Raw genomic sequence first — 17856 nt, forward strand, 5'->3', positions numbered from 1 at the left:
CACCGCCAGTCCCACCGGCGCCCGAGCGGGCGCACCGACGCGGCGCCTGTGACTGCGAGCGCCGAAGCACTGGAAGGAACACCATGAGCAACGCACTTGCCCAGCTGGCGCAGCACGGGGTGTCCGTGTGGCTCGACGACCTCTCCCGCGAGCTGATCGGCTCCGGCGAGCTCACCCGGCTCGTGGACCGCGGTGTCGTCGGCATCACCACCAACCCCACGATCTTCGCCTCGGCCCTGTCCAAGGGCGACGCCTACGCCGAGCAGGTCCGCGAGCTCGCCGCGGCCGGTGCCGAGCTCGACGACGCCGTCTTCGAGATCACCACCGAGGACGTCCGCCGCGCCTGCGACCTGCTGACGCCGGTCTACGAGTCCAGCCAGCGCCTCGACGGCCGGGTCTCCCTGGAGGTCGACCCGCGCCTGGCCCGCGACACCGAGGGCACCATCGCCTCCGCCCGCGCCCTGTGGGCCGCGGTGGACCGCCCCAACCTCTACATCAAGATTCCCGCGACGGTGGAGGGCCTGCCCGCCATCTCCCAGGTCCTCTCCGAGGGCATCAGCGTCAACGTCACGCTGATCTTCAGCCTGGACCGCTACCGCGCCGTCATGAACGCCTTCCTCACCGGTCTGGAGCAGGCCCGCGAGAAGGGCCTGGACATCTCCGACATCGCCTCGGTCGCCTCGTTCTTCGTCTCCCGCGTGGACAGCGAGATCGACAAGCGCCTGGACGCGGTCGGCACCGAGGAGGCCACCGCGCTGCGCAGCAAGGCCGGCATCGCCAACGCCCGCCTCGCCTACCAGGCGTACGAGGAGGTCTTCTCCACCCCGCGCTGGGAGGTGCTCGCCGAGGCCGGCGCCAAGCCGCAGCGGCCGCTGTGGGCCTCCACCGGTGTGAAGGACCCCAAGCTCCCCGACACCCTCTACGTCACCGAGCTCGTCGCCCCCGGCACCGTGAACACCATGCCCGGCAAGACGCTGGAGGCCACCGCCGACCACGGCGAGGTCAGCGGTGACACCGTGCGCGGCCGCTACGACGAGGCCCGCGGCGTCCTCGACGACCTCGAGCGCCTCGGCGTCTCCTACGAGGAGGTCGTGGAGCTGCTGGAGACCGAGGGCCTGAGCAAGTTCGAGGCCAGCTGGGGCGAGCTGCTCCAGACCGTCACGAACGAGCTGGACAACGCCCGCGCCGTCCAGGGCACCGAGAAGTGACCGCGGTCGAGGTCCGCGCGAGCGGGGCGGCGGCCGACGCCGTCGCCGCCGCCGTGCCCGCCCTCGTGGCCGACTCCGTCGCCTCCCGCATCGCCGGGCAGGACGCGGGGCTGTGGGGGGAGGCGGCCCGCGAGGAGTCCGCGGTGCGCCTGGCGTGGGTGTCGCTGCCCACCACCTCCCGGCCCCTGGTGGAGCAGATCGCGGAGCTGCGCGAGGACCTGCGCGCCGAGGGCGTGGACCGCGTCGTGCTGTGCGGCATGGGCGGCTCCTCCCTGGCGCCGGAGGTCATCACCCGCACCGCCGGGGTGGAGCTGACCGTCCTGGACGGCACCGACCCCGGCCAGGTGCGCCGGGCGCTGACGGACCGCCTCGACCGCACGGTCGTCGTGGTCTCCTCCAAGTCGGGCTCCACCGTGGAGACCGACAGCCAGCGCCGCGCCTTCGCCGAGGCCTTCACCCGGGCCGGCATCGACGCGGCCCGCCGCATCGTCGTCGTCACCGACCCCGGCTCCCCGCTGGAGAAGGCCTCGAAGGAGGCCGGCTACCGCGCCGTGTTCTCCGCCGACCCGCACGTCGGGGGCCGCTACTCGGCCCTGACGGCGTTCGGGCTGGTCCCCTGCGGGCTGGCGGGCGTCGACGTCGCCGCGCTGCTCGACGAGGCCGAGGAGGCCGCGGAGATGCTCGCCGCCGACGACGAGGGCAACCCCGCCCTCGTGCTCGGCGCGGCGATCGCGGGCGGCGCCACCGGCCGCGGCGACGGCCGGCAGGACCCCCCGGCGCGCGACAAGGTCGTCATCGTCGAGGACGGCACCCCGCTGGTCGGTTTCGGCGACTGGGCCGAGCAGCTCGTCGCCGAGTCCACCGGCAAGGAGGGCACCGGCCTGCTGCCCGTCGTGGTGGGCTCCCCCGCCGCGCCGGAGGCCTCCTCCCCTCCCGCCGACGCCACCCTCGTGCGGCTCGTGGCCGACGACGCCCTCGGCACCGACGCCCCCGCCGGGTCCGGCCCCGCGGAGGTCCGCGTCGCCGGGCCGCTGGGCGCGCAGCTGCTGCTGTGGGAGTACGCCACGGCCGTGGCCGGGCGCCTGCTGGGCATCAACCCCTTCGACCAGCCCGACGTGGAGAGCGCCAAGACCGCCACCCGCGCCCTGCTGGACGAGCGCGGGGAGAGCACCGCGGCGGACTTCACCGACGGCTCCGTGGAGGTGCGCGCCTCCGCGGGCCTGCTCCCGGAGGGCACCGCCACCCTCGGCGCCGCCCTCGAGGCCCTGCTGGACGAGCTGGACCCCGAGCGCGGGTACGTCGCCGTCATGGCGTACCTGGACCGCGAGGCCGACACCGCCCTGGCGGAGCTGCGCGAGGCCCTCGCGCGGCGCACCGGCCGTCCCGTGACCTTCGGCTGGGGCCCGCGGTTCCTGCACTCCACCGGGCAGTACCACAAGGGCGGCCCGGCCACCGGGGTGTACCTGCAGGTCACCGCCTCCCCCGTGGAGGAGGTGCCCATCCCCGGCATCCCGTTCAGCTTCGGCGAGCTCATCGCCGCCCAGGCCGCCGGGGACGCCTCCGTGCTCGCCGAGCACGGCCGCCCGGTGCTGCGCCTGCACCTGGGCGACCGCGGGGCGGGCACCGCGCAGCTGCTGGCGGCCGTCTCGGGCGGGCAGGCGTGAGCCCGGTGCGGGTGCGCAGCGCGGAGAACCCGCTGCGCGACCCCCGCGACAAGCGCCTGCCGCGCATCGCCGGCCCCTGCGGGCTGGTGCTGTTCGGCGTGACGGGCGACCTGGCCCGCAAGAAGCTCATGCCGGCCATCTACGACCTGGCCAACCGCGGCCTGCTGCCGCCCGGTTTCGCGCTGACCGGCTTCGCCCGGCGCGACTGGGCGGACCAGGACTTCGGCAAGGTCGTCTACGACGCGGTCCGCGCCCACGCCCGCACCCCGTTCCGGGAGTCGGTCTGGGCCCAGCTCGCCGAGGGCTTCCGGTTCGTGCCGGGCGACTTCGACGACGACGCCGCGTTCGACAAGCTCGCCCAGACCGTCGCGGACCTGGACCGGGTGCGCGGCACCGGCGGCAACCACGCGTTCTACCTCTCGATCCCGCCGAAGTTCTTCCCCGTCGTGGCCAAGCAGCTGGCCCGCTCGGGCCTGTCCGCGCAGGACGGGGACTCCTGGCGGCGCGTGGTCATCGAGAAGCCGTTCGGTCACGACCTGACCTCCGCCCGCGAGCTCAACGAGGTCGTGGAGCAGGTCTTCCCCGCCGACTCGGTGTTCCGCATCGACCACTACCTCGGCAAGGAGACCGTCCAGAACCTCCTGGCGCTGCGGTTCGCCAACGAGATGTTCGAGCCGCTGTGGAACTCCAAGCACGTGGACCACGTGCAGATCACGATGGCCGAGGACATCGGCATCGGGGGGCGCGCCGGGTACTACGACGGCATCGGCGCGGCCCGCGACGTCATCCAGAACCACCTGCTGCAGCTGCTGGCGCTGACCGCGATGGAGGAGCCCGTCTCCTTCGACGCGGCCGACCTGCGGGCGGAGAAGGCCAAGGTCCTCTCCGCGGTGCGCCTGCCCGCGGACCTGTCGAAGTCCACCGCCCGCGGGCAGTACGCCGCCGGCTGGCAGGGCTCCGAGCTCGTCAAGGGCTACCTCGACGAGGACGGCATCCCCGCCAGCTCCACCACGGAGACGTACGCCGCGATCGAGCTGGAGGTCGACACCCGCCGCTGGGCCGGGGTGCCGTTCTACCTGCGCGCCGGCAAGCGCCTGGGCCGGCGCGTCACCGAGATCGCCGTGGTGTTCCGCAAGGCCCCGCACCTGCCGTTCGAGCGGACCGCCACGGAGGAGCTGGGGCAGAACGCCCTGGTCATCCGCGTGCAGCCCGACGAGGGCGTCACCCTGCGCTTCGGCTCCAAGGTGCCGGGCACGGCGATGGAGGTGCGCGACGTCACGATGGACTTCGGGTACGGCCACGCCTTCACCGAGTCCAGCCCCGAGGCGTACGAGCGGCTCATCCTCGACGTGCTGCTGGGCGACCCGCCGCTGTTCCCCCGCCACGAGGAGGTGGAGCTGTCCTGGAAGATCCTGGACCCCATCACCGCGTTCTGGGCGAAGAACGGCAAGCCCGACACGTACGCGTCGGGGTCGTGGGGGCCCAGGTCGGCCGACGCGATGCTCGGGCGCACGGGCCGCGCCTGGCGGCGGCCGTGAGGCCGGGGCCGCGCCGCGCCGGCGCACCCGCAGCCAGCACCTCGTCGAGCCTGGAGCGAACCCGATGATCATCGACCTGCCCAGCACGTCGACCAGCGCGATCAACAAGGCGCTGGTGGACATCCGCGACTCCGGCGGGGCCGTGGCCCTCGGGCGCGTCCTCACGCTCGTCGTCGTCACCGACGACGCGCACGCGGAGGAGGCCATCAGCGCCGCGAACGAGGCCAGCCGCGAGCACCCGTGCCGCGTGCTGGTCCTGGCCCGCGGCAACAAGCGCGGCATCGCGCGCCTGGACGCGCAGATCCGCGTGGGCGGTGACGCCGGAGCCAGCGAGGTCGTGGTGCTGCGCCTGTACGGGCCGCTGGTGGAGCACGGCGAGACGACCGTCATGTCGCTGCTGCTGCCCGACGCGCCGATCGTGGCGTGGTGGGTGGGCTCGGCCCCCGCGGACCTGGCGGGCGACCCCATCGGGCGCATCGCGCAGCGCCGCATCACGGACTCCGCGGACGCCTCCAACCCGGCCAAGGCCCTGGAGCAGCGCCGCGCGACGTACGCGGCCGGGGACACGGACTTCGCCTGGACCCGCCTGACGAACTGGCGGGCCCTGCTGGCCGCGGCGCTGGACCAGCCGCCGTACGAGGCGGTCACCGGCGCCACCGTCGCCGGCGCACCGGACTCCCCCAGCACCGAGCTGCTCGCCGCGTGGCTGGCGTACCGGCTGAAGGTGCCGGTGGCGCGGGTGCGGACCAAGCGCGGCGGCGGTGTGCAGAGCGTGCGGCTGGAGCGCAAGTCCGGCCCCGTGCTGCTGGTGCGGCCCGACGCCAGCGTCGCGACCCTGACCCAGCCCGGGCAGCCGGACCGGCGCATCGCGCTGGCCCGCCGCCCCGTCAAGGACTGCCTGACGGAGGAGTTGCGCCGCCTGGACCCCGACGAGGTGTACGGCGAGGTGCTGGTGCAGGGCCTGCCGAAGGTGCAGGCCGGCAAGGCGCCCACCAAGGCCAGCACCGCCGACGGTCAGGTCGCCGAGGTCGCCCGCAAGCAGGCGGTGGCGGAGAAGGCCGCGGCGCGGGTGTCGCGGGCGATGAAGTCGGCCAGCCCCGCCGAGCCCACGCAGCGCGCCACGGACCCCTCCGGCGCCGGTGACGCGGGCGGGGAGGAGGGCGCGGGCGCCGCGGCCGCCCCCTCCTCGGGCACCACCCGCACCGCCGAGCGGCCCAAGCGGGGCGCCACCAAGGGGCCCGTGACCGGTGCGCCCGCGGAGGAGGCGGCGACGGGCACCGCCGCCGAGGCTGCCAAGCCGGCCCGCTCGCGGCGCAGGGCGGCCTCCGCGTGAGCGGACGGCACTCCGCGGGTCCGGCCGCGGCCCGGGTGCTCGTGCACCCGGACGCGGACGTCCTCGCGCACGCCGTGGCGGCGCGTCTGCTGACGGCCCTGGCCGACGCGCAGGCCGACCACGGCGAGGCCCACGTCGTCCTCACCGGCGGCACGATCGGGGTGCGCTCCCTCGCGGCCGTGGCCGCCTCCGCCGCCCGGGACGCGGTCGACTGGTCGCGGGTGCACGTGTGGTGGGGCGACGAGCGGCACCTGCCCGCCGGGGACGCCGAGCGCAACAGCACCCAGGCCGCCGAGGCGCTGCTGCGGCACGTGCCGCTGCGGGAGGAGAACGTGCACACGCCGCCGGCCTCCGACGGCCCCGCGGGCGGGGACGTCGACGCGGCCGCGGCCGCGTACGCCGCGGAGCTGGCGGCCGCGGCGGGCGGGGAGGGCGTGCCGGCCTTCGACGTGCTGCTGCTAGGGGTGGGCCCGGACGGGCACGTGGCCTCCCTCTTCCCCGGGCAGGAGTTCGTCCACGAGAGCGGGCGCACCGTCGTGGGGGTGCCGGACTCCCCCAAGCCGCCGCCCGCGCGCATCTCCCTGACGCTGCCGGCGATCGGCCGGGCCCGTCAGGTGTGGCTGGTGGCGGCGGGGGCCGAGAAGGCCGCCGCGGTGGCCGCCGGGATCGGCGGCGCGGACGTCTCCGCCACGCCCGCGGCCGGGGCCGGTGGCACCGGCGGCACGCTGTGGCTGCTCGACGCGGCCGCCGCGCAGGAGCTGCCCGGGCGCTGAGCCGCCCCCCGCACGCGACTGGGCCCCGACCGCTCTCCGGAGAGCGGCCGGGGCCCGGTCGCGTGCGTGCCCGTGCCGGCGGCGCGGTGCCGAGCGCTACCCCCGCGCGGCACGGCCGCCCGTGGGGAGCGTCAGCGGATCAGGCCGCGGGCGCGCAGGCCCTCCAGGGCCTCGTTGAGGATGGCCTCACCGTCGGCGTCGCTGCGCCGCTCCTTCACGTACGCCAGGTGCGTCTTGTAGGGCTCGTTGCGCGGCGGCGCGGGCGGGTTCTCCTGGTCCGTGCCGGCGGGGAAGCCGCAGCGCGGGCAGTCCCACATCTCCGGCGGCTCCACCCCGGACTCCTGCGCGAAGCTGGGACGGGTCTCGTGCCCGTTCGCGCACCAGTAGGAGATCCGGACGCGGGGGGCGGTGTCGCCGCGCTCCGCCTCGCCCATGGGCCCTGCGCCGACCCTGCTGCCACGGATCGCGTTGCCACTGGCCACGGGTAACTCCTCGTCGGTCGTGCGGGGTGGGGCGTCTGGGTGCGTGCGGGGCTCCGGTGGCCGTCGCCGCGGTGGGAACAGGGTAAGCGCTCCGCCACGGCGTCGTGGCCAGCACCGCCGGGACGGGTGCGGGCCGCCGCAGGCGCTCAGACGGGCTCCGCGAAGCGCTGCACGAGGCCGAGGACGACCACGCAGACCGCCCAGGTGCAGCCCATGATGATCGTGATGCGGTTGAGGTTGCGCTCGGCCATGCTCGACCCGCTGAGGGTGGAGGACATGCCGCCGCCGAACATGTCGGACAGACCGCCGCCCTTGCCCTTGTGCATGAGGATGAGCATGGTCAGGAACAGGCTCGTCAGGGCCAGCAGCACCTGCAGCACGATCCGCAGTACGTCCACGCGGGTCCTTCGTCTCGCCGGGAGCCGCGCGCCGGTGCGCGGGCATGGTCACGGCCGAGCCTAGGGCATCGGCCGGTGGGCGCGGGATGCGGCCGGGGCCCCGCGGGGGGGGGGGGGGGCCCCCCCCCCCCCCCGCCCCCCCCGGGGCCCCCCCCCNGCGACCCGACGGGGCCCACCGCGCGCGGGGTGCGTCTCAGGCGGGGTGCTCCCGGAAGCGCACGATGCTGGCGAAGTCACCGGCGTCGGTGCTGGCGCCGCCGACGAGGGCGCCGTCGACGTCCGCCTGGCGCATGATGCCGGCGATGCTGGCGGGCTTGACGGAGCCGCCGTACAGGATGCGCACCGCCGCGGCGGTGGCCTCGTCCCACTGCCCGGCGACCGCGGCGCGGATCGCGGCGCAGACCTCCTGGGCGTCCTCGGGCGTGGCGACCTCGCCGGTGCCGATGGCCCACACCGGCTCGTAGGCGATGACGAGCGCGGCGACCTGCGCGCCGTCGAGGCCGGCGAGCGCGGCCAGGACCTGCGCGGTGGTGTGCTCCACGTGCCGGCCCTCGCGGCGCACGTCGAGGGCCTCCCCGACGCAGAGGATCGGCACCAGGCCGTGCCGCAGCGCCGCCTGGACCTTGGCGGCCACCACGGTGTCGTCCTCGGCGTGGTACTGGCGCCGCTCGCTGTGGCCGACGGCGACGTAGCGCACGCCCAGCTTCGCCAGCTGCGCACCGGAGACCTCACCGGTGTAGGCCCCGGAGTCGTGCTGGGAGAGGTCCTGCGCACCGAGGGCGATCTGGAGCCTGTCGCCCTCGACGAGGGTCTGCACCGAGCGCAGGCTGGTGTGGGAGGGCAGGACGGCGACCTCCACGGCGGAGAAGTCGTGCTTGGCGTCCTTGAGCGTCCAGTCCAGCTTCTGCACCAGGTGGGTGCCGGAGGTGTGGTCCAGGACCATCTTCCAGTTGCCGGCGATGAGCGGCGTGCGGGCCGTGGTGTTCGGCATGGGGTCAGTCCTCCAGGACGTCGAGGCCGGGGAGGGACTTGCCCTCCAGGTACTCCAGGCTGGCGCCGCCGCCGGTGGAGATGTGCCCGAAGGCGTCGTCGGCGAAGCCGAGGGTGCGCACGGCCGCGGCGGAGTCGCCGCCGCCGACGACGGTGAGGCCGGGTGCCTTCGTGATGGCCTCGGCGACGGCGCGGGTGCCGCCGGCGAAGGCCTCGAACTCGAAGACGCCCATCGGCCCGTTCCAGAACACGGTGCGCGCGCCGGCCAGTGCGGCGGCGAAGGCGGCGGCGGAGTCCGGGCCGATGTCCAGGCCGAGGCGGTCGGCGGGGATGGCGTCGGCGGGCACCACGTCGTGCGCGGCGTCGGCGGCGAAGGCGTCGGCGGCGACGACGTCGGTGGGCAGCACGACCTGCACGCCCTTGTCGGCGGCGGTGGCCAGGTAGCCCTGCACGCGCCCGACCTGGTCGGCCTCCAGCAGGCTCTTCCCCACGCCGTGGCCCTGCGCGGCGAGGAAGGTGAACACCATGCCGCCCCCGACGAGGAGCCGGTCGCCGGAGGTGAGGAGGTTGCCGAGCAGGTTGTCGATGACGCCGAGCTTGTCGGAGACCTTCGAGCCGCCGAGGACGACGGCGTAGGGGCGCTCCGGGGAGGAGGTCAGCCGGCGCAGGACCTCGACCTCGGCGAGCACGAGGCCGCCGGCGGCGTGCGGCAGGCGCAGGGCGACGTCGTAGACGCTGGCGTGCCTGCGGTGCACGGCACCGAAGCCGTCGGAGACGTAGGCGTCGGCGAGGGCGGCCAGGGCGTCGGCGAAGGCGCCGCGCTCGGCGTCGTCCTTGCTGGTCTCCCCCGCGTTGAAGCGGACGTTCTCCAGCAGCAGCACCCCGCCGGCGGGCAGATCCGCCACGGCGGCGCGGGCGGCGTCCCCGACGGTCTCGGGGCTGAAGCGCACCTCGGTGCCCTCCAGCAGCTCGGCGAGGCGGGCGTGGACGGGGGCCAGGGAGTACCTCGCCTCCGGCGCGCCCTTGGGGCGGCCGAGGTGGGAGACGACGACGACGCGGGCACCGGCGCCGGCCAGGCGCCGCAGCGTGGGCAGCGAGGCGCGGATGCGCCCGTCGTCGGTGATGCGCGGGGCGCCCGCGGAGTGGTCCAGGGGGACGTTGAGGTCGCTGCGCACCAGCACGGTGCGGCCGGAGAGCCCGGACAGCTGCGCCTCGAGGTCGTCGATCGTCTTCACGGGTGTCCTCTCCTCCGTGCCGTCTGGCCGTGCGGTCGGGGCGGTCGGGGCGGTCGGGGCGGTCGGGGCGCCCGGGTGCGCACACCCGGGCGCGGCCCCGCCCCGCCCCCCCCCCCCGGGNCGCGCCCCGGCCCGGAACCCCCGCGAGGGTCCCGGGCCGGGGCGGTGTGCTCAGAGGGAGCTGCCGACCAGCTTCGCGAGGTCCACGAGGCGGTTGGAGTAGCCCCACTCGTTGTCGTACCAGCCGACGACCTTGACCTGGTCGCCGATCGCCTTGGTGAGGCCCGAGTCGTAGATGCACGACGCGGGGTCGGTGACGATGTCGCTGGAGACGAGCGGCTCGTCGGAGTACGTCAGGTACCCCTTCAGGGCGCCGTCGGCGGCCTCGCGGTAGGCCGCGTTGACCTCCTCCACGCTGACCTCGCGGCCCAGGGTGACGGTCAGGTCGGTGGCCGAGCCCGTGGGCACGGGCACGCGCAGCGCGTAGCCGTCCAGCTTGCCCTTCAGCTGCGGCAGGACCAGGCCGATGGCCTTGGCCGCACCGGTGCTGGTGGGGACGATGTTCAGCGCGGCGGCGCGGGCGCGGCGCAGGTCCTTGTGCGGGCCGTCCTGCAGGTTCTGGTCCGCGGTGTACGCGTGGATGGTGGTCATCAGGCCGCGCTGGATGCCGAACGCGTCGTCGAGGACCTTCGCCAGGGGCGCCAGGCAGTTCGTGGTGCACGAGGCGTTGGAGATCACCGTGTGCTGGGCCGGGTCGTAGTCGCCGTCGTTGACGCCCATGACGAGGGTGACGTCGTCGTTGGTCGCCGGGGCGGAGATGATGACCTTCTTGGCGCCCGCGTCGACGTGCGCCCTGGCCTTGGTGGCGTCGGTGAAGAAGCCGGTGGACTCCACGACGACGTCCACGCCGAGGTCACCCCAGCCGAGGTTGGCCGGGTCGCGGTCGGCCAGCACCTTGATGCTGCGCTCACCCACGACGATCTCGCCCTCGCCGGCCCGCACGTCCTGCGGGAAGCGGCCCAGGATCGAGTCGTGCTTGAGCAGGTGCGCGAGGGTCTTGGCGTTGGTCAGGTCGTTGACGGCGACGATCTCGATGTCGGCCCCCGACGCCTGCACGGCGCGGAAGAAGTTCCGGCCGATGCGTCCGAAGCCGTTGATGCCGACGCGTGTCGTCATTCTTCTCCTCCTCGAGGGCACCGGCCCGTTCGTCGCCAGGTGCTCCGGTGGTTGCGGTCGTTCACTGGGCGGTGTGACCGGCGCAACAGACGCGCCGCCGGGCACGACCCTAGGGCCTCCCGGTGGCCGTTCCGCCCCGGGGTGGCCGCTGACCTGCGGAAACCGCTTGCCGCCCAGTCCCGTGCGGGGTCAGGCGTCGAGCATGTCGGGGGTCAGCCCGGCCTCGGTGTTGGGCAGGCCCAGCTCCGCCGCGCGCTTGTCCGCCATCCCCAGCAGGCGGCGGATGCGCCCGGCGATGGCGTCCTTGGTCATGGGCGGCTCGGCCAGCTGGCCCAGCTCCTCCAGGCTCGCCTGCTTGTGCGCCAGGCGCAGCCGGCCCGCCTGCAGCAGGTGGTCGGGGATGTCGTCGCCCAGCAGTTCCATCGCCCGCTCCACGCGCGCCCCGGCGGCCACCGCGGCGCGCGCCGAGCGGCGCAGGTTGGCGTCGTCGAAGTTGGCCAGGCGGTTGGCGGTGGCGCGGACCTCCCGCCGCATCCGGCGCTCCTCCCACGTCATGACCGCGTCGTGGGCGCCCAGGCGGGTCAGCAGCGCGGCGATGGCGTCCCCGTCGCGCAGCACGACCCGGTCCACGCCCCGCACCTCGCGCGCCTTGGCCTGCAGCTGCAGGCGCCGCGCCGCCCCCACCAGGGCCAGGGCGGCCTCGGGCCCGGGGCAGGTCACCTCCAGCGCCGCCGAGCGGCCCGGCTCGGTGAGGGAGCCGTGCGCCAGGAACGCCCCGCGCCAGGCGGCCTCGGCGTCGCACGCCGAGGCGGAGACGATCTGCGAGGGCAGCCCCCGCACCGGCCGGCCCCGCACGTCCAGCAGGCCGGTCTGCCGCGCCAGGGACTCCCCGTCGCGCACCACGCGCACCACGTAGCGCGTGCCGCGGCGCAGGCCGCCGGGCTGCAGCACCACCACGTCGCTGAGGTGCCCGAAGACCTCCGCGACGTCCCGGCGGAGCCTGCGCGCCGTGGAGGCGGAGTCCAGCTCGGCCTCCACGACGATGCGCCCGGAGACGATGTGCAGGCCGCCGGCGAAGCGCAGCATCGCCGAGACCTCCGCCTTGCGGCAGCACGAGCGCGTCACCGGCAGCCGGCTCAGCTCGTCCTTGACCGCCGCCGTCAGTGCCATGGGCCCCATCCTCGCACCGCGGGCGGGACGTCCCGCCCCGCCTCCGGCCGCCGCGCCGGGCCTCGCGGCACCCGCACCCGCGGCGGTGTCCGTCCCGTCCTGACCACCGTTCCTCACCGGTCCTCCCGGACGTCTGAGAAGGTCGCGCTGAACACGTCACGGTAGGCCGCCGCCAGCCGCAGGGCGTCGTGGCGCGGCGTGCCGTCGCCGAGGCACACCTGCCGCAGCAGCAGCTGCGCGTCCAGCGACGCCGCCACCTGCGCCAGGGCCAGGGGGTCCTCCACCGCCACCGGGTCGGCCAGCACGGCGTCGAGGTGCAGCTGCGGGGCGTGCGCCGCGAGCACCTCCAGGTGCGCCTCGGCGGAGAAGCCGTCGGTCTCCCCCGGCTGGGCGGCCAGGTTCAGGGTGACGCAGCGCCGGGCCCGCGTGGTGTGCAGGGCCTCCGACAGCGCCGGCACCAGCAGGTGCGGCAGGACGCTGGTGAACCACGACCCCGGCCCCAGCACGACCCAGTCGGCCTCGGCGATGGCCCGCAGGACGTCCTCGTGGACCGGCGGGTCCTCCGGCACCAGCCGCACCCCCGCCACCCGCCCGCGCGTGCTGGCCACCGCGACCTGCCCGCGCACCGGCAGCGCCCGGTCGGGGTCGGAGTCGTCCAGGCCCAGCACGTCCGCCTCGATGTCCAGGGGCACGGCCGCCATGGGGAGCACCCGGCCCCGGGCGCCCAGCAGGCGCGCGACCCAGTCCAGGCCGGCGACGGGGTCGCCGAGGAGCTGCCACAGCGTCGTGATGAGCAGGTTGCCGGTGGCGTGCTCGTGCAGGCTGCCCTCGGAGACGAAGCGGTGCTGCAGCACGTCGCGCCAGGTGCGGCCCCACTCCCCGTCGTCGCACAGCGCGGACAGGGCCATCCGCAGGTCCCCGGGGGGCAGCACCCCGAGCTCGCGGCGCAGCCGCCCGGAGGAGCCGCCGTCGTCGGCGACGGTGACGACGGCGGTGAGGCGGTCGGTGACGTGCCGCAGGGCGGACAGGGACGCCGCCAGGCCGTGCCCGCCCCCGAGGGCCACGACGGCGGGGCCGGCGCTGCCCGGGCGCGCGGTGCCGGCAGCGGTCCCGGCAGTGGAGGTGCCGGTGGTGGTGCCCGGCCGGCTCCCGGGCAGGCCGCCGGGGGGTGGTGCCGGTGGGCAGCCCGGCGGCGCCTCGCTCACTCCCGCCCCAGGTCGCGGTGCAGCACGCGCACGGGCACCCCGGTGGTGGCCAGCCGGGCGCCGAGCTCCTCGGCCAGGGCCACGGAGCGGTGCTTGCCGCCGGTGCAGCCCAGCGCGACCGTCGCGAAGCGCTTGTTCTCCCGGCGGTACCCGGCCAGGACCGGCTCCAGCGCGGAGCCGTAGCGCTCCAGGAACGGCAGGGCGCCCTCGGCGTCGAGGACGTAGCGGGAGACGGGGGCGTCGCGGCCGGTGAGGGGCCGCAGCTCCGGCTCCCAGTGGGGGTTGGGCAGGAACCGCACGTCGGCGACGTGCTCGGCGTCGGCGGGGGTGCCGTACTTGAAACCGAACGACATGACGGTCACGCGCAGGTCCTGGGAGCGCTCCCCCTCGAACAGCGCGGCGACCTTGGCGCCGAGCTGGTGCACGTTGAGGGCGGAGGAGTCCAGGACGATGTCGGCGCGGGCGCGCAGGTCGCTGGTCAGCTCCCGCTCGGCGGCGATGCCGTCGACGATGCGCCCCTCGCCCTGCAGGGGGTGGGGGCGGCGCACCCCCTCGAAGCGGCGCACCAGGGCCTCGTCGGAGGCGTCGAGGAAGAGGATGCGCGGGGAGACGTTGCGGGCGTCCAGGGTGCCCAGGGCGCCCTGGAGCTCGGCGAAGAAGGAGCGGCCGCGGACGTCGACGACGACGGCGATGCGGGGGACGGAGCGGGCGGCGCGGCCCGCGAGCTCGGCGAGCGGCTCCAGCATCTGCGGGGGGAGGTTGTCGACCACGTACCAGCCGAGGTCCTCCAGCGCCTTGCCGGCGGTGGAGCGCCCGGCGCCGGACATGCCGGTGATGATGACGAGCTCGGGGCGGGCCTGCGCGCCCTGGGGCTGGGGCTGCTGGGTCGGCTCCTGCACGGGCCCATCCTGCCAGCCGGCCGCCGCGGCGCCACCCACCCCCCGCACGGAGCGCACCGGCGCGTGTGCGCACAGCGATGGGCCGGGCGCGCGCGGCGGTGGACCGTGGGCGTACGGCGGTGGACCGTGGGCGCACGGCGGTGGACCGTGGGCGCACGGCGGTGGACCGTGGGCGTACGGCGGGCCGGCCTCAGTCGAGCAGCTCCCCGGTGGCGGTGTTCACCCGCAGCGGCGCCTCCTGCTCCTCCTGCGCGGCGCCCTGCCCGGCGGGGGCCGCGCCGTGCAGGGCCTCCACGATCGCCGCGGCGGTGCGCGGGCCGATGCCGGGAACCGCCTGCACCTCCTCCACCGCGGCCGCCTTCAGCCGCTTGAGGGAGCCGAAGTGCTTCAGCAGCGCGGTGCGCCGGCTCGCGCCGAGGCCGGGCACCTCGTCGAGGGCGCTGGCGGTCATCCCCTTGCTGCGCTTGGCGCGGTGGTAGGTGATGGCGAAGCGGTGGGCCTCGTCGCGCACCCGCTGCAGCAGGAACAGCCCCTGGCTGGTGCGGGGCAGCACGACGGGGTGCTCCTCCCCCGGCAGCCACACCTCCTCCAGCCGCTTGGCCAGGCCGCACAGGGCGACGTCGACGACACCGAGGTCGGCCAGGGCGCGCGCGGCGGCCTCCACCTGGGGGCGCCCGCCGTCCACGACGACGAGGTTGGGCGTGTAGGCGAAGCGGCGGGGGCGGCCGGTGGCGGGGTCGAGCCCACCCGGGACACCGGGCACGTCCCCGGCGGGCTCGCCCCCGAGGACCTCGGCGACGGCCGTCTCGGTGTCGGGATCGGGATCGGTGTCGGGACCCGGCCCGTCCTGCCCGCCGTCCTGCTCGCTGCGCATCCGGCGGAAGCGCCGGGTGAGGACCTCGCGCATCGCGGCGGTGTCGTCGAGGCCGCCGTCGCCGCGCACCGCGAACCTGCGGTAGTCCGCCTTCTTCGGCAGGCCGTCCTCGAACACCACCATGGACGCCACGACGTTGGTCTCCTGGGTGTGGGAGACATCGAAGCACTCGATGCGCAGCGGCGCCTCCTCCAGGCCGAGGGCCTCCTGGATCTCGGCCAGGGCCTGGCTGCGGGTGGTGAGGTCCCCAGCGCGGCGGGTCTTGTGCAGGCCGAGGGCCTGGACGGCGTTGCGCTGCACCGTCTCCTGCAGGGACTTCTTGTCCCCGCGCTGCGGCACGCGCAGCTCCACCCGGGATCCGCGCAGCTCGGAGAGCCAGTCCTCCACGTCACCGGAGACCGTGGCGGGCAGGTGCGGGACGAGGACCTCCCGCGGGACGGCCTCCCCGCCCTCCCCGCCGTACACCTGCAGCAGCAGGTGCTCCACGAGCTCGGCGGGGCCGACGTCGTCGACCTTCTCCACGACCCAGCCGCGCTGGCCGCGCACCCGGCCCCCGCGGACGTGGAAGACCTGCACGGCGGCCTCGAGCTCGTCACCGGCGATGCCGAACACGTCGGCGTCGGTGGCGTCGGGCAGGACGACGGCGCTCTTCTCCAGGGCGCGCTGCAGGGCGCCGACGTCGTCGCGCAGGCGGGCGGCGCGCTCGAAGTCGAGCTCGGCGGCCGCGGCGCGCATCTGCGCCTCCAGGCGCTTGACGAAGCGGGAGGTCTGCCCGGCCATGAAGTCGCAGAAGTCCTGCGCCAGGGCCTTGTGCTCCTCGGCGCTGACGCGCCCGACGCACGGGGCGGAGCACTTGTCGATGTAGCCCAGCAGGCAGGGGCGCCCGGAGGCGGCGGAGCGCTTGAACACCCCGGTGCTGCAGGTGCGCACGGGGAAGACGCGCAGCAGCAGGTCCACGGTCTCGCGGATGGCCCAGGCGTGGGTGTAGGGCCCGAAGTAGCGGGTGCCCTTGCGCTTGGCGCCGCGCAGGACCTGCACGCGGGGGAAGTCCTCGCCCATCGTGACGGCGAGGTAGGGGTAGGACTTGTCGTCGCGGTACTTGACGTTGAAGCGCGGGTCGAACTCCTTGATCCAGGAGTACTCCAGCTGCAGCGCCTCGACCTCGGTGGACACCACGGTCCACTCCACCCCGGCCGCGGTCGTCACCATCGTGCGGGTGCGCGGGTGCAGCGCGGAGAGGTCCTGGAAGTAGTTCGCCAGGCGGGCGCGCAGATTCTTCGCCTTGCCGACGTAGACGACGCGGCCGCCGGGGTCGCGGAAGCGGTAGACGCCCGGGGAGTCGGGGATCTCCCCCGGCTTCGGGCGGTAGGTGGCGGGGTCCGGCACGGTCCCAGGCTAGGTCGGGCCTCGGACGGCGGCGGTCCCGGGAGGCGGGTGCCCCCGGCACCGCCGCGCCGCGCTGCGCCACCCGCCCGGGACGGGCCGGCTCGGGACGGGCCGGCTCAGGTCAGGTCAGGTCAGGTCAGGGTGAGGCAGGCCAGGCGCGCCCCGGCGGTCCCGGCCTTGCCGGGCTCGGTGTGGGTGTGCTCGGTGTGGATGACCAGGGAGGCCGGGGCCGCGCGGTACCGCCACGGGTTGAGGGAGCGGACCACGGCGTTGCCGGCGGCGTCGGTGTGCACGTCGAGCCACACCTCGTTCTCCGGGTTGGCGTAGGCGGGGTCCACCGACGGCTTCACGGGGTCGGGGACCTGCTGGTAGTGGGGCCCGGCGTCGGCGGGAGCGGCCCCGCAGGGGTTGACGTGCAGGTGCACCCCGTAGGCCCGGTCCGGCACGAGGCCGTGCACGGCGAGCAGGGTGCGGGTGCGCTCGCGGCCGGAGACGGAGACCACCGCCGCGCGGGCGCCGGCGGGTACGAGCGCGGGGTCGTAGGTGTACGCCCCGGCGGTGCCGGCGGGGTCGAAGGCGGCGACGGCGTGCAGGACGAGGGTGCCGCGCTCGCCGGCCGGTGCCGCGGCGGCAGGGGCGGCCGCGGCGGGCAGGGCGAGCGCGACGGCGCCGGCGACGGCTGCGGTCCTGAGCGGGGTGGGCACGGGCGGGTCCTCCTCTGAGCGGGGCTCACTGTTCCCCCGGGTGTCCCGGGCCACCGGGCGCGCCGCCGGTGCGGTCGCGGGCCCGGGCGGTGCCCGCCCGGCCGGTGCGGACCCCAGCCTGCCCCCGTCGGGGCGCCCGGTCCAGCACCGGCCGCGCTCGACCCTCCCGCGGATCCCGCCGGGACGCAGCAGGGCGGGCGCAGCGGACCGGCACGGCGCAGCGGACCGGCACGGCGCAGCGGACCGGCACGGCGCAGCGGCCGGGGAGCGGCCGCCATGACCTGCGAGGTCATCGACGCCGCGCGCGGGCGGCTGCGACGGTTGCCGGACGGGCACACCGCCCGCAACCCCACCACCCGGAACCCCACCACCCCGAGGAGCCGACCGTGCCCGCCTACGCCCTGGCCCACCTGCACGACCCCGCCCCGCACCCCGACGTGGCCACCTACCTCGAGCGCGTCGGCGCGACGCTGGCGCCCTTCGGCGGCCGCTTCCTCGTCCACGGCGCCGTCCCGCACGTCCTGGAGGGGTCGTGGCCGGGGGTCGCGGTGCTGCTGGAGTTCCCGGACGTCGCGGCGGCCCGGGGCTGGTACGACTCGCCCGCCTACCGGGCGATCCTGCCGCTGCGCACGCGGCACATCCGCTGTGACGCCCTCGTCGTGGAGGGCGTCGCCCCCGGGCACGACCCCGCGGCGGTGGGCGCGGCGATGCGCGCCGCCCTTCCCGCCTGACGGGCCCCGCCCCGCCCGCCCCGGGGAGCCGGGGGCGCGCGGGTCCGCGGCCCGGCGCGGCGCGGGTGGACCGTGCGCGGCGGCGCGGGA

At 75.9% G+C, this 17856-nt stretch carries 16 protein-coding genes; 6 read left to right on the plus strand and 10 right to left on the minus strand.

Annotated features, from left to right (window positions below; genetic code table 11):
* Positions 1 to 83 precede the first annotated feature (83 nt).
* The 5 genes from tal (at position 84) to pgl (ending at position 6516) form a co-directional block, all read left to right on the plus strand.
* The gene (tal, locus tag ACYQBY_RS01920; RefSeq protein WP_459642112.1) at positions 84 to 1208 is read left to right on the plus strand and encodes a transaldolase; all 1125 of its coding nucleotides are present in this window, start codon (positions 84 to 86) and stop codon (positions 1206 to 1208) included.
* On the plus strand, positions 1205 to 2872 hold the full coding sequence (locus tag ACYQBY_RS01925; RefSeq protein ID WP_459642113.1) for a glucose-6-phosphate isomerase: 1668 nt from the start codon (positions 1205 to 1207) through the stop codon (positions 2870 to 2872). Before tal ends, ACYQBY_RS01925 begins: the two co-directional genes overlap by 4 nt.
* Entirely contained in the window at positions 2869 to 4410 is a 1542-nt protein-coding gene (gene zwf / locus ACYQBY_RS01930; RefSeq protein ID WP_459642114.1) for a glucose-6-phosphate dehydrogenase, read from the plus strand. Before ACYQBY_RS01925 ends, zwf begins: the two co-directional genes overlap by 4 nt.
* A 64-nt stretch (positions 4411 to 4474) precedes the next feature.
* Positions 4475 to 5743 carry a glucose-6-phosphate dehydrogenase assembly protein OpcA gene (gene opcA, locus ACYQBY_RS01935; protein ID WP_459642115.1) on the plus strand — a complete coding sequence of 423 codons (1269 nt, stop codon included), beginning with the start codon at positions 4475 to 4477 and terminating at the stop codon, positions 5741 to 5743.
* A complete protein-coding gene (gene pgl / locus ACYQBY_RS01940) occupies positions 5740 to 6516 on the plus strand; it encodes a 6-phosphogluconolactonase (RefSeq protein WP_459642116.1) in 777 nt (258 codons plus the stop codon). Before opcA ends, pgl begins: the two co-directional genes overlap by 4 nt.
* Positions 6517 to 6647: 131 nt before the next feature.
* Here pgl and ACYQBY_RS01945 read toward each other — a convergent pair whose 3' ends face one another.
* The 10 genes from ACYQBY_RS01945 to ACYQBY_RS01990 all read right to left on the minus strand — a co-directional run bounded on the left by ACYQBY_RS01945 (position 6648) and on the right by ACYQBY_RS01990 (position 17035).
* Positions 6648 to 6998, minus strand: a complete 351-nt coding sequence (locus tag ACYQBY_RS01945) for an RNA polymerase-binding protein RbpA (protein ID WP_459642117.1) — start codon at positions 6996 to 6998, stop codon at positions 6648 to 6650.
* A 146-nt stretch (positions 6999 to 7144) separates the two neighbouring features.
* Complete coding sequence (secG, locus tag ACYQBY_RS01950; RefSeq protein ID WP_459642118.1) at positions 7145 to 7396, minus strand: preprotein translocase subunit SecG; 252 nt, start codon at positions 7394 to 7396, stop codon at positions 7145 to 7147.
* Between the two features lie 193 nt (positions 7397 to 7589).
* The gene (tpiA, locus tag ACYQBY_RS01955; RefSeq protein WP_459642119.1) at positions 7590 to 8387 is read right to left on the minus strand and encodes a triose-phosphate isomerase; all 798 of its coding nucleotides are present in this window, start codon (positions 8385 to 8387) and stop codon (positions 7590 to 7592) included.
* Between the two features lie 4 nt (positions 8388 to 8391).
* Entirely contained in the window at positions 8392 to 9621 is a 1230-nt protein-coding gene (locus ACYQBY_RS01960; RefSeq protein WP_459642120.1) for a phosphoglycerate kinase, read from the minus strand.
* 171 nt (positions 9622 to 9792) lie between these two features.
* Complete coding sequence (gap, locus tag ACYQBY_RS01965) at positions 9793 to 10797, minus strand: type I glyceraldehyde-3-phosphate dehydrogenase (protein ID WP_459642121.1); 1005 nt, start codon at positions 10795 to 10797, stop codon at positions 9793 to 9795.
* A 189-nt stretch (positions 10798 to 10986) separates the two neighbouring features.
* Entirely contained in the window at positions 10987 to 11967 is a 981-nt protein-coding gene (whiA, locus tag ACYQBY_RS01970) for a DNA-binding protein WhiA (protein ID WP_459642122.1), read from the minus strand.
* A gap of 113 nt (positions 11968 to 12080) precedes the next feature.
* Positions 12081 to 13031, minus strand: a complete 951-nt coding sequence (locus ACYQBY_RS01975; protein WP_459642443.1) for a gluconeogenesis factor YvcK family protein — start codon at positions 13029 to 13031, stop codon at positions 12081 to 12083.
* 137 nt (positions 13032 to 13168) lie between these two features.
* Positions 13169 to 14071, minus strand: coding sequence for an RNase adapter RapZ (gene rapZ, locus ACYQBY_RS01980; RefSeq protein ID WP_459642123.1), 903 nt, complete (start codon positions 14069 to 14071; stop codon positions 13169 to 13171).
* Between the two features lie 190 nt (positions 14072 to 14261).
* Positions 14262 to 16331 (minus strand): excinuclease ABC subunit UvrC, encoded by a 2070-nt coding sequence (gene uvrC, locus ACYQBY_RS01985; RefSeq protein ID WP_459642124.1) that lies wholly within the window; start codon positions 16329 to 16331, stop codon positions 14262 to 14264.
* A gap of 131 nt (positions 16332 to 16462) precedes the next feature.
* Positions 16463 to 17035 carry a superoxide dismutase gene (locus ACYQBY_RS01990; RefSeq protein WP_459642125.1) on the minus strand — a complete coding sequence of 191 codons (573 nt, stop codon included), beginning with the start codon at positions 17033 to 17035 and terminating at the stop codon, positions 16463 to 16465.
* Between the two features lie 386 nt (positions 17036 to 17421).
* Here ACYQBY_RS01990 and ACYQBY_RS01995 point away from each other — a divergent pair, with 386 nt between their 5' ends.
* Positions 17422 to 17766: a DUF1330 domain-containing protein gene (locus tag ACYQBY_RS01995; RefSeq protein WP_459642126.1), complete on the plus strand. Its 345-nt coding sequence runs from the start codon at positions 17422 to 17424 to the stop codon at positions 17764 to 17766.
* Positions 17767 to 17856 lie beyond the last annotated feature (90 nt).

The organism is Kineococcus anabasis, from assembly GCF_054590795.1.

Excerpts from the sequence above, each read along its gene's own strand:
- tal (WP_459642112.1), top strand. The coding sequence starts at position 84 with ATGAGCAACGCACTTGCCCAGCTGGCGCAGCACGGGGTGTCCGTGTGG.
- opcA (WP_459642115.1), top strand. The coding sequence starts at position 4,475 with ATGATCATCGACCTGCCCAGCACGTCGACCAGCGCGATCAACAAGGCG.
- tpiA (WP_459642119.1), bottom strand. The coding sequence starts at position 8,387 with ATGCCGAACACCACGGCCCGCACGCCGCTCATCGCCGGCAACTGGAAG.
- gap (WP_459642121.1), bottom strand. The coding sequence starts at position 10,797 with ATGACGACACGCGTCGGCATCAACGGCTTCGGACGCATCGGCCGGAAC.
- whiA (WP_459642122.1), bottom strand. The coding sequence starts at position 11,967 with ATGGCACTGACGGCGGCGGTCAAGGACGAGCTGAGCCGGCTGCCGGTG.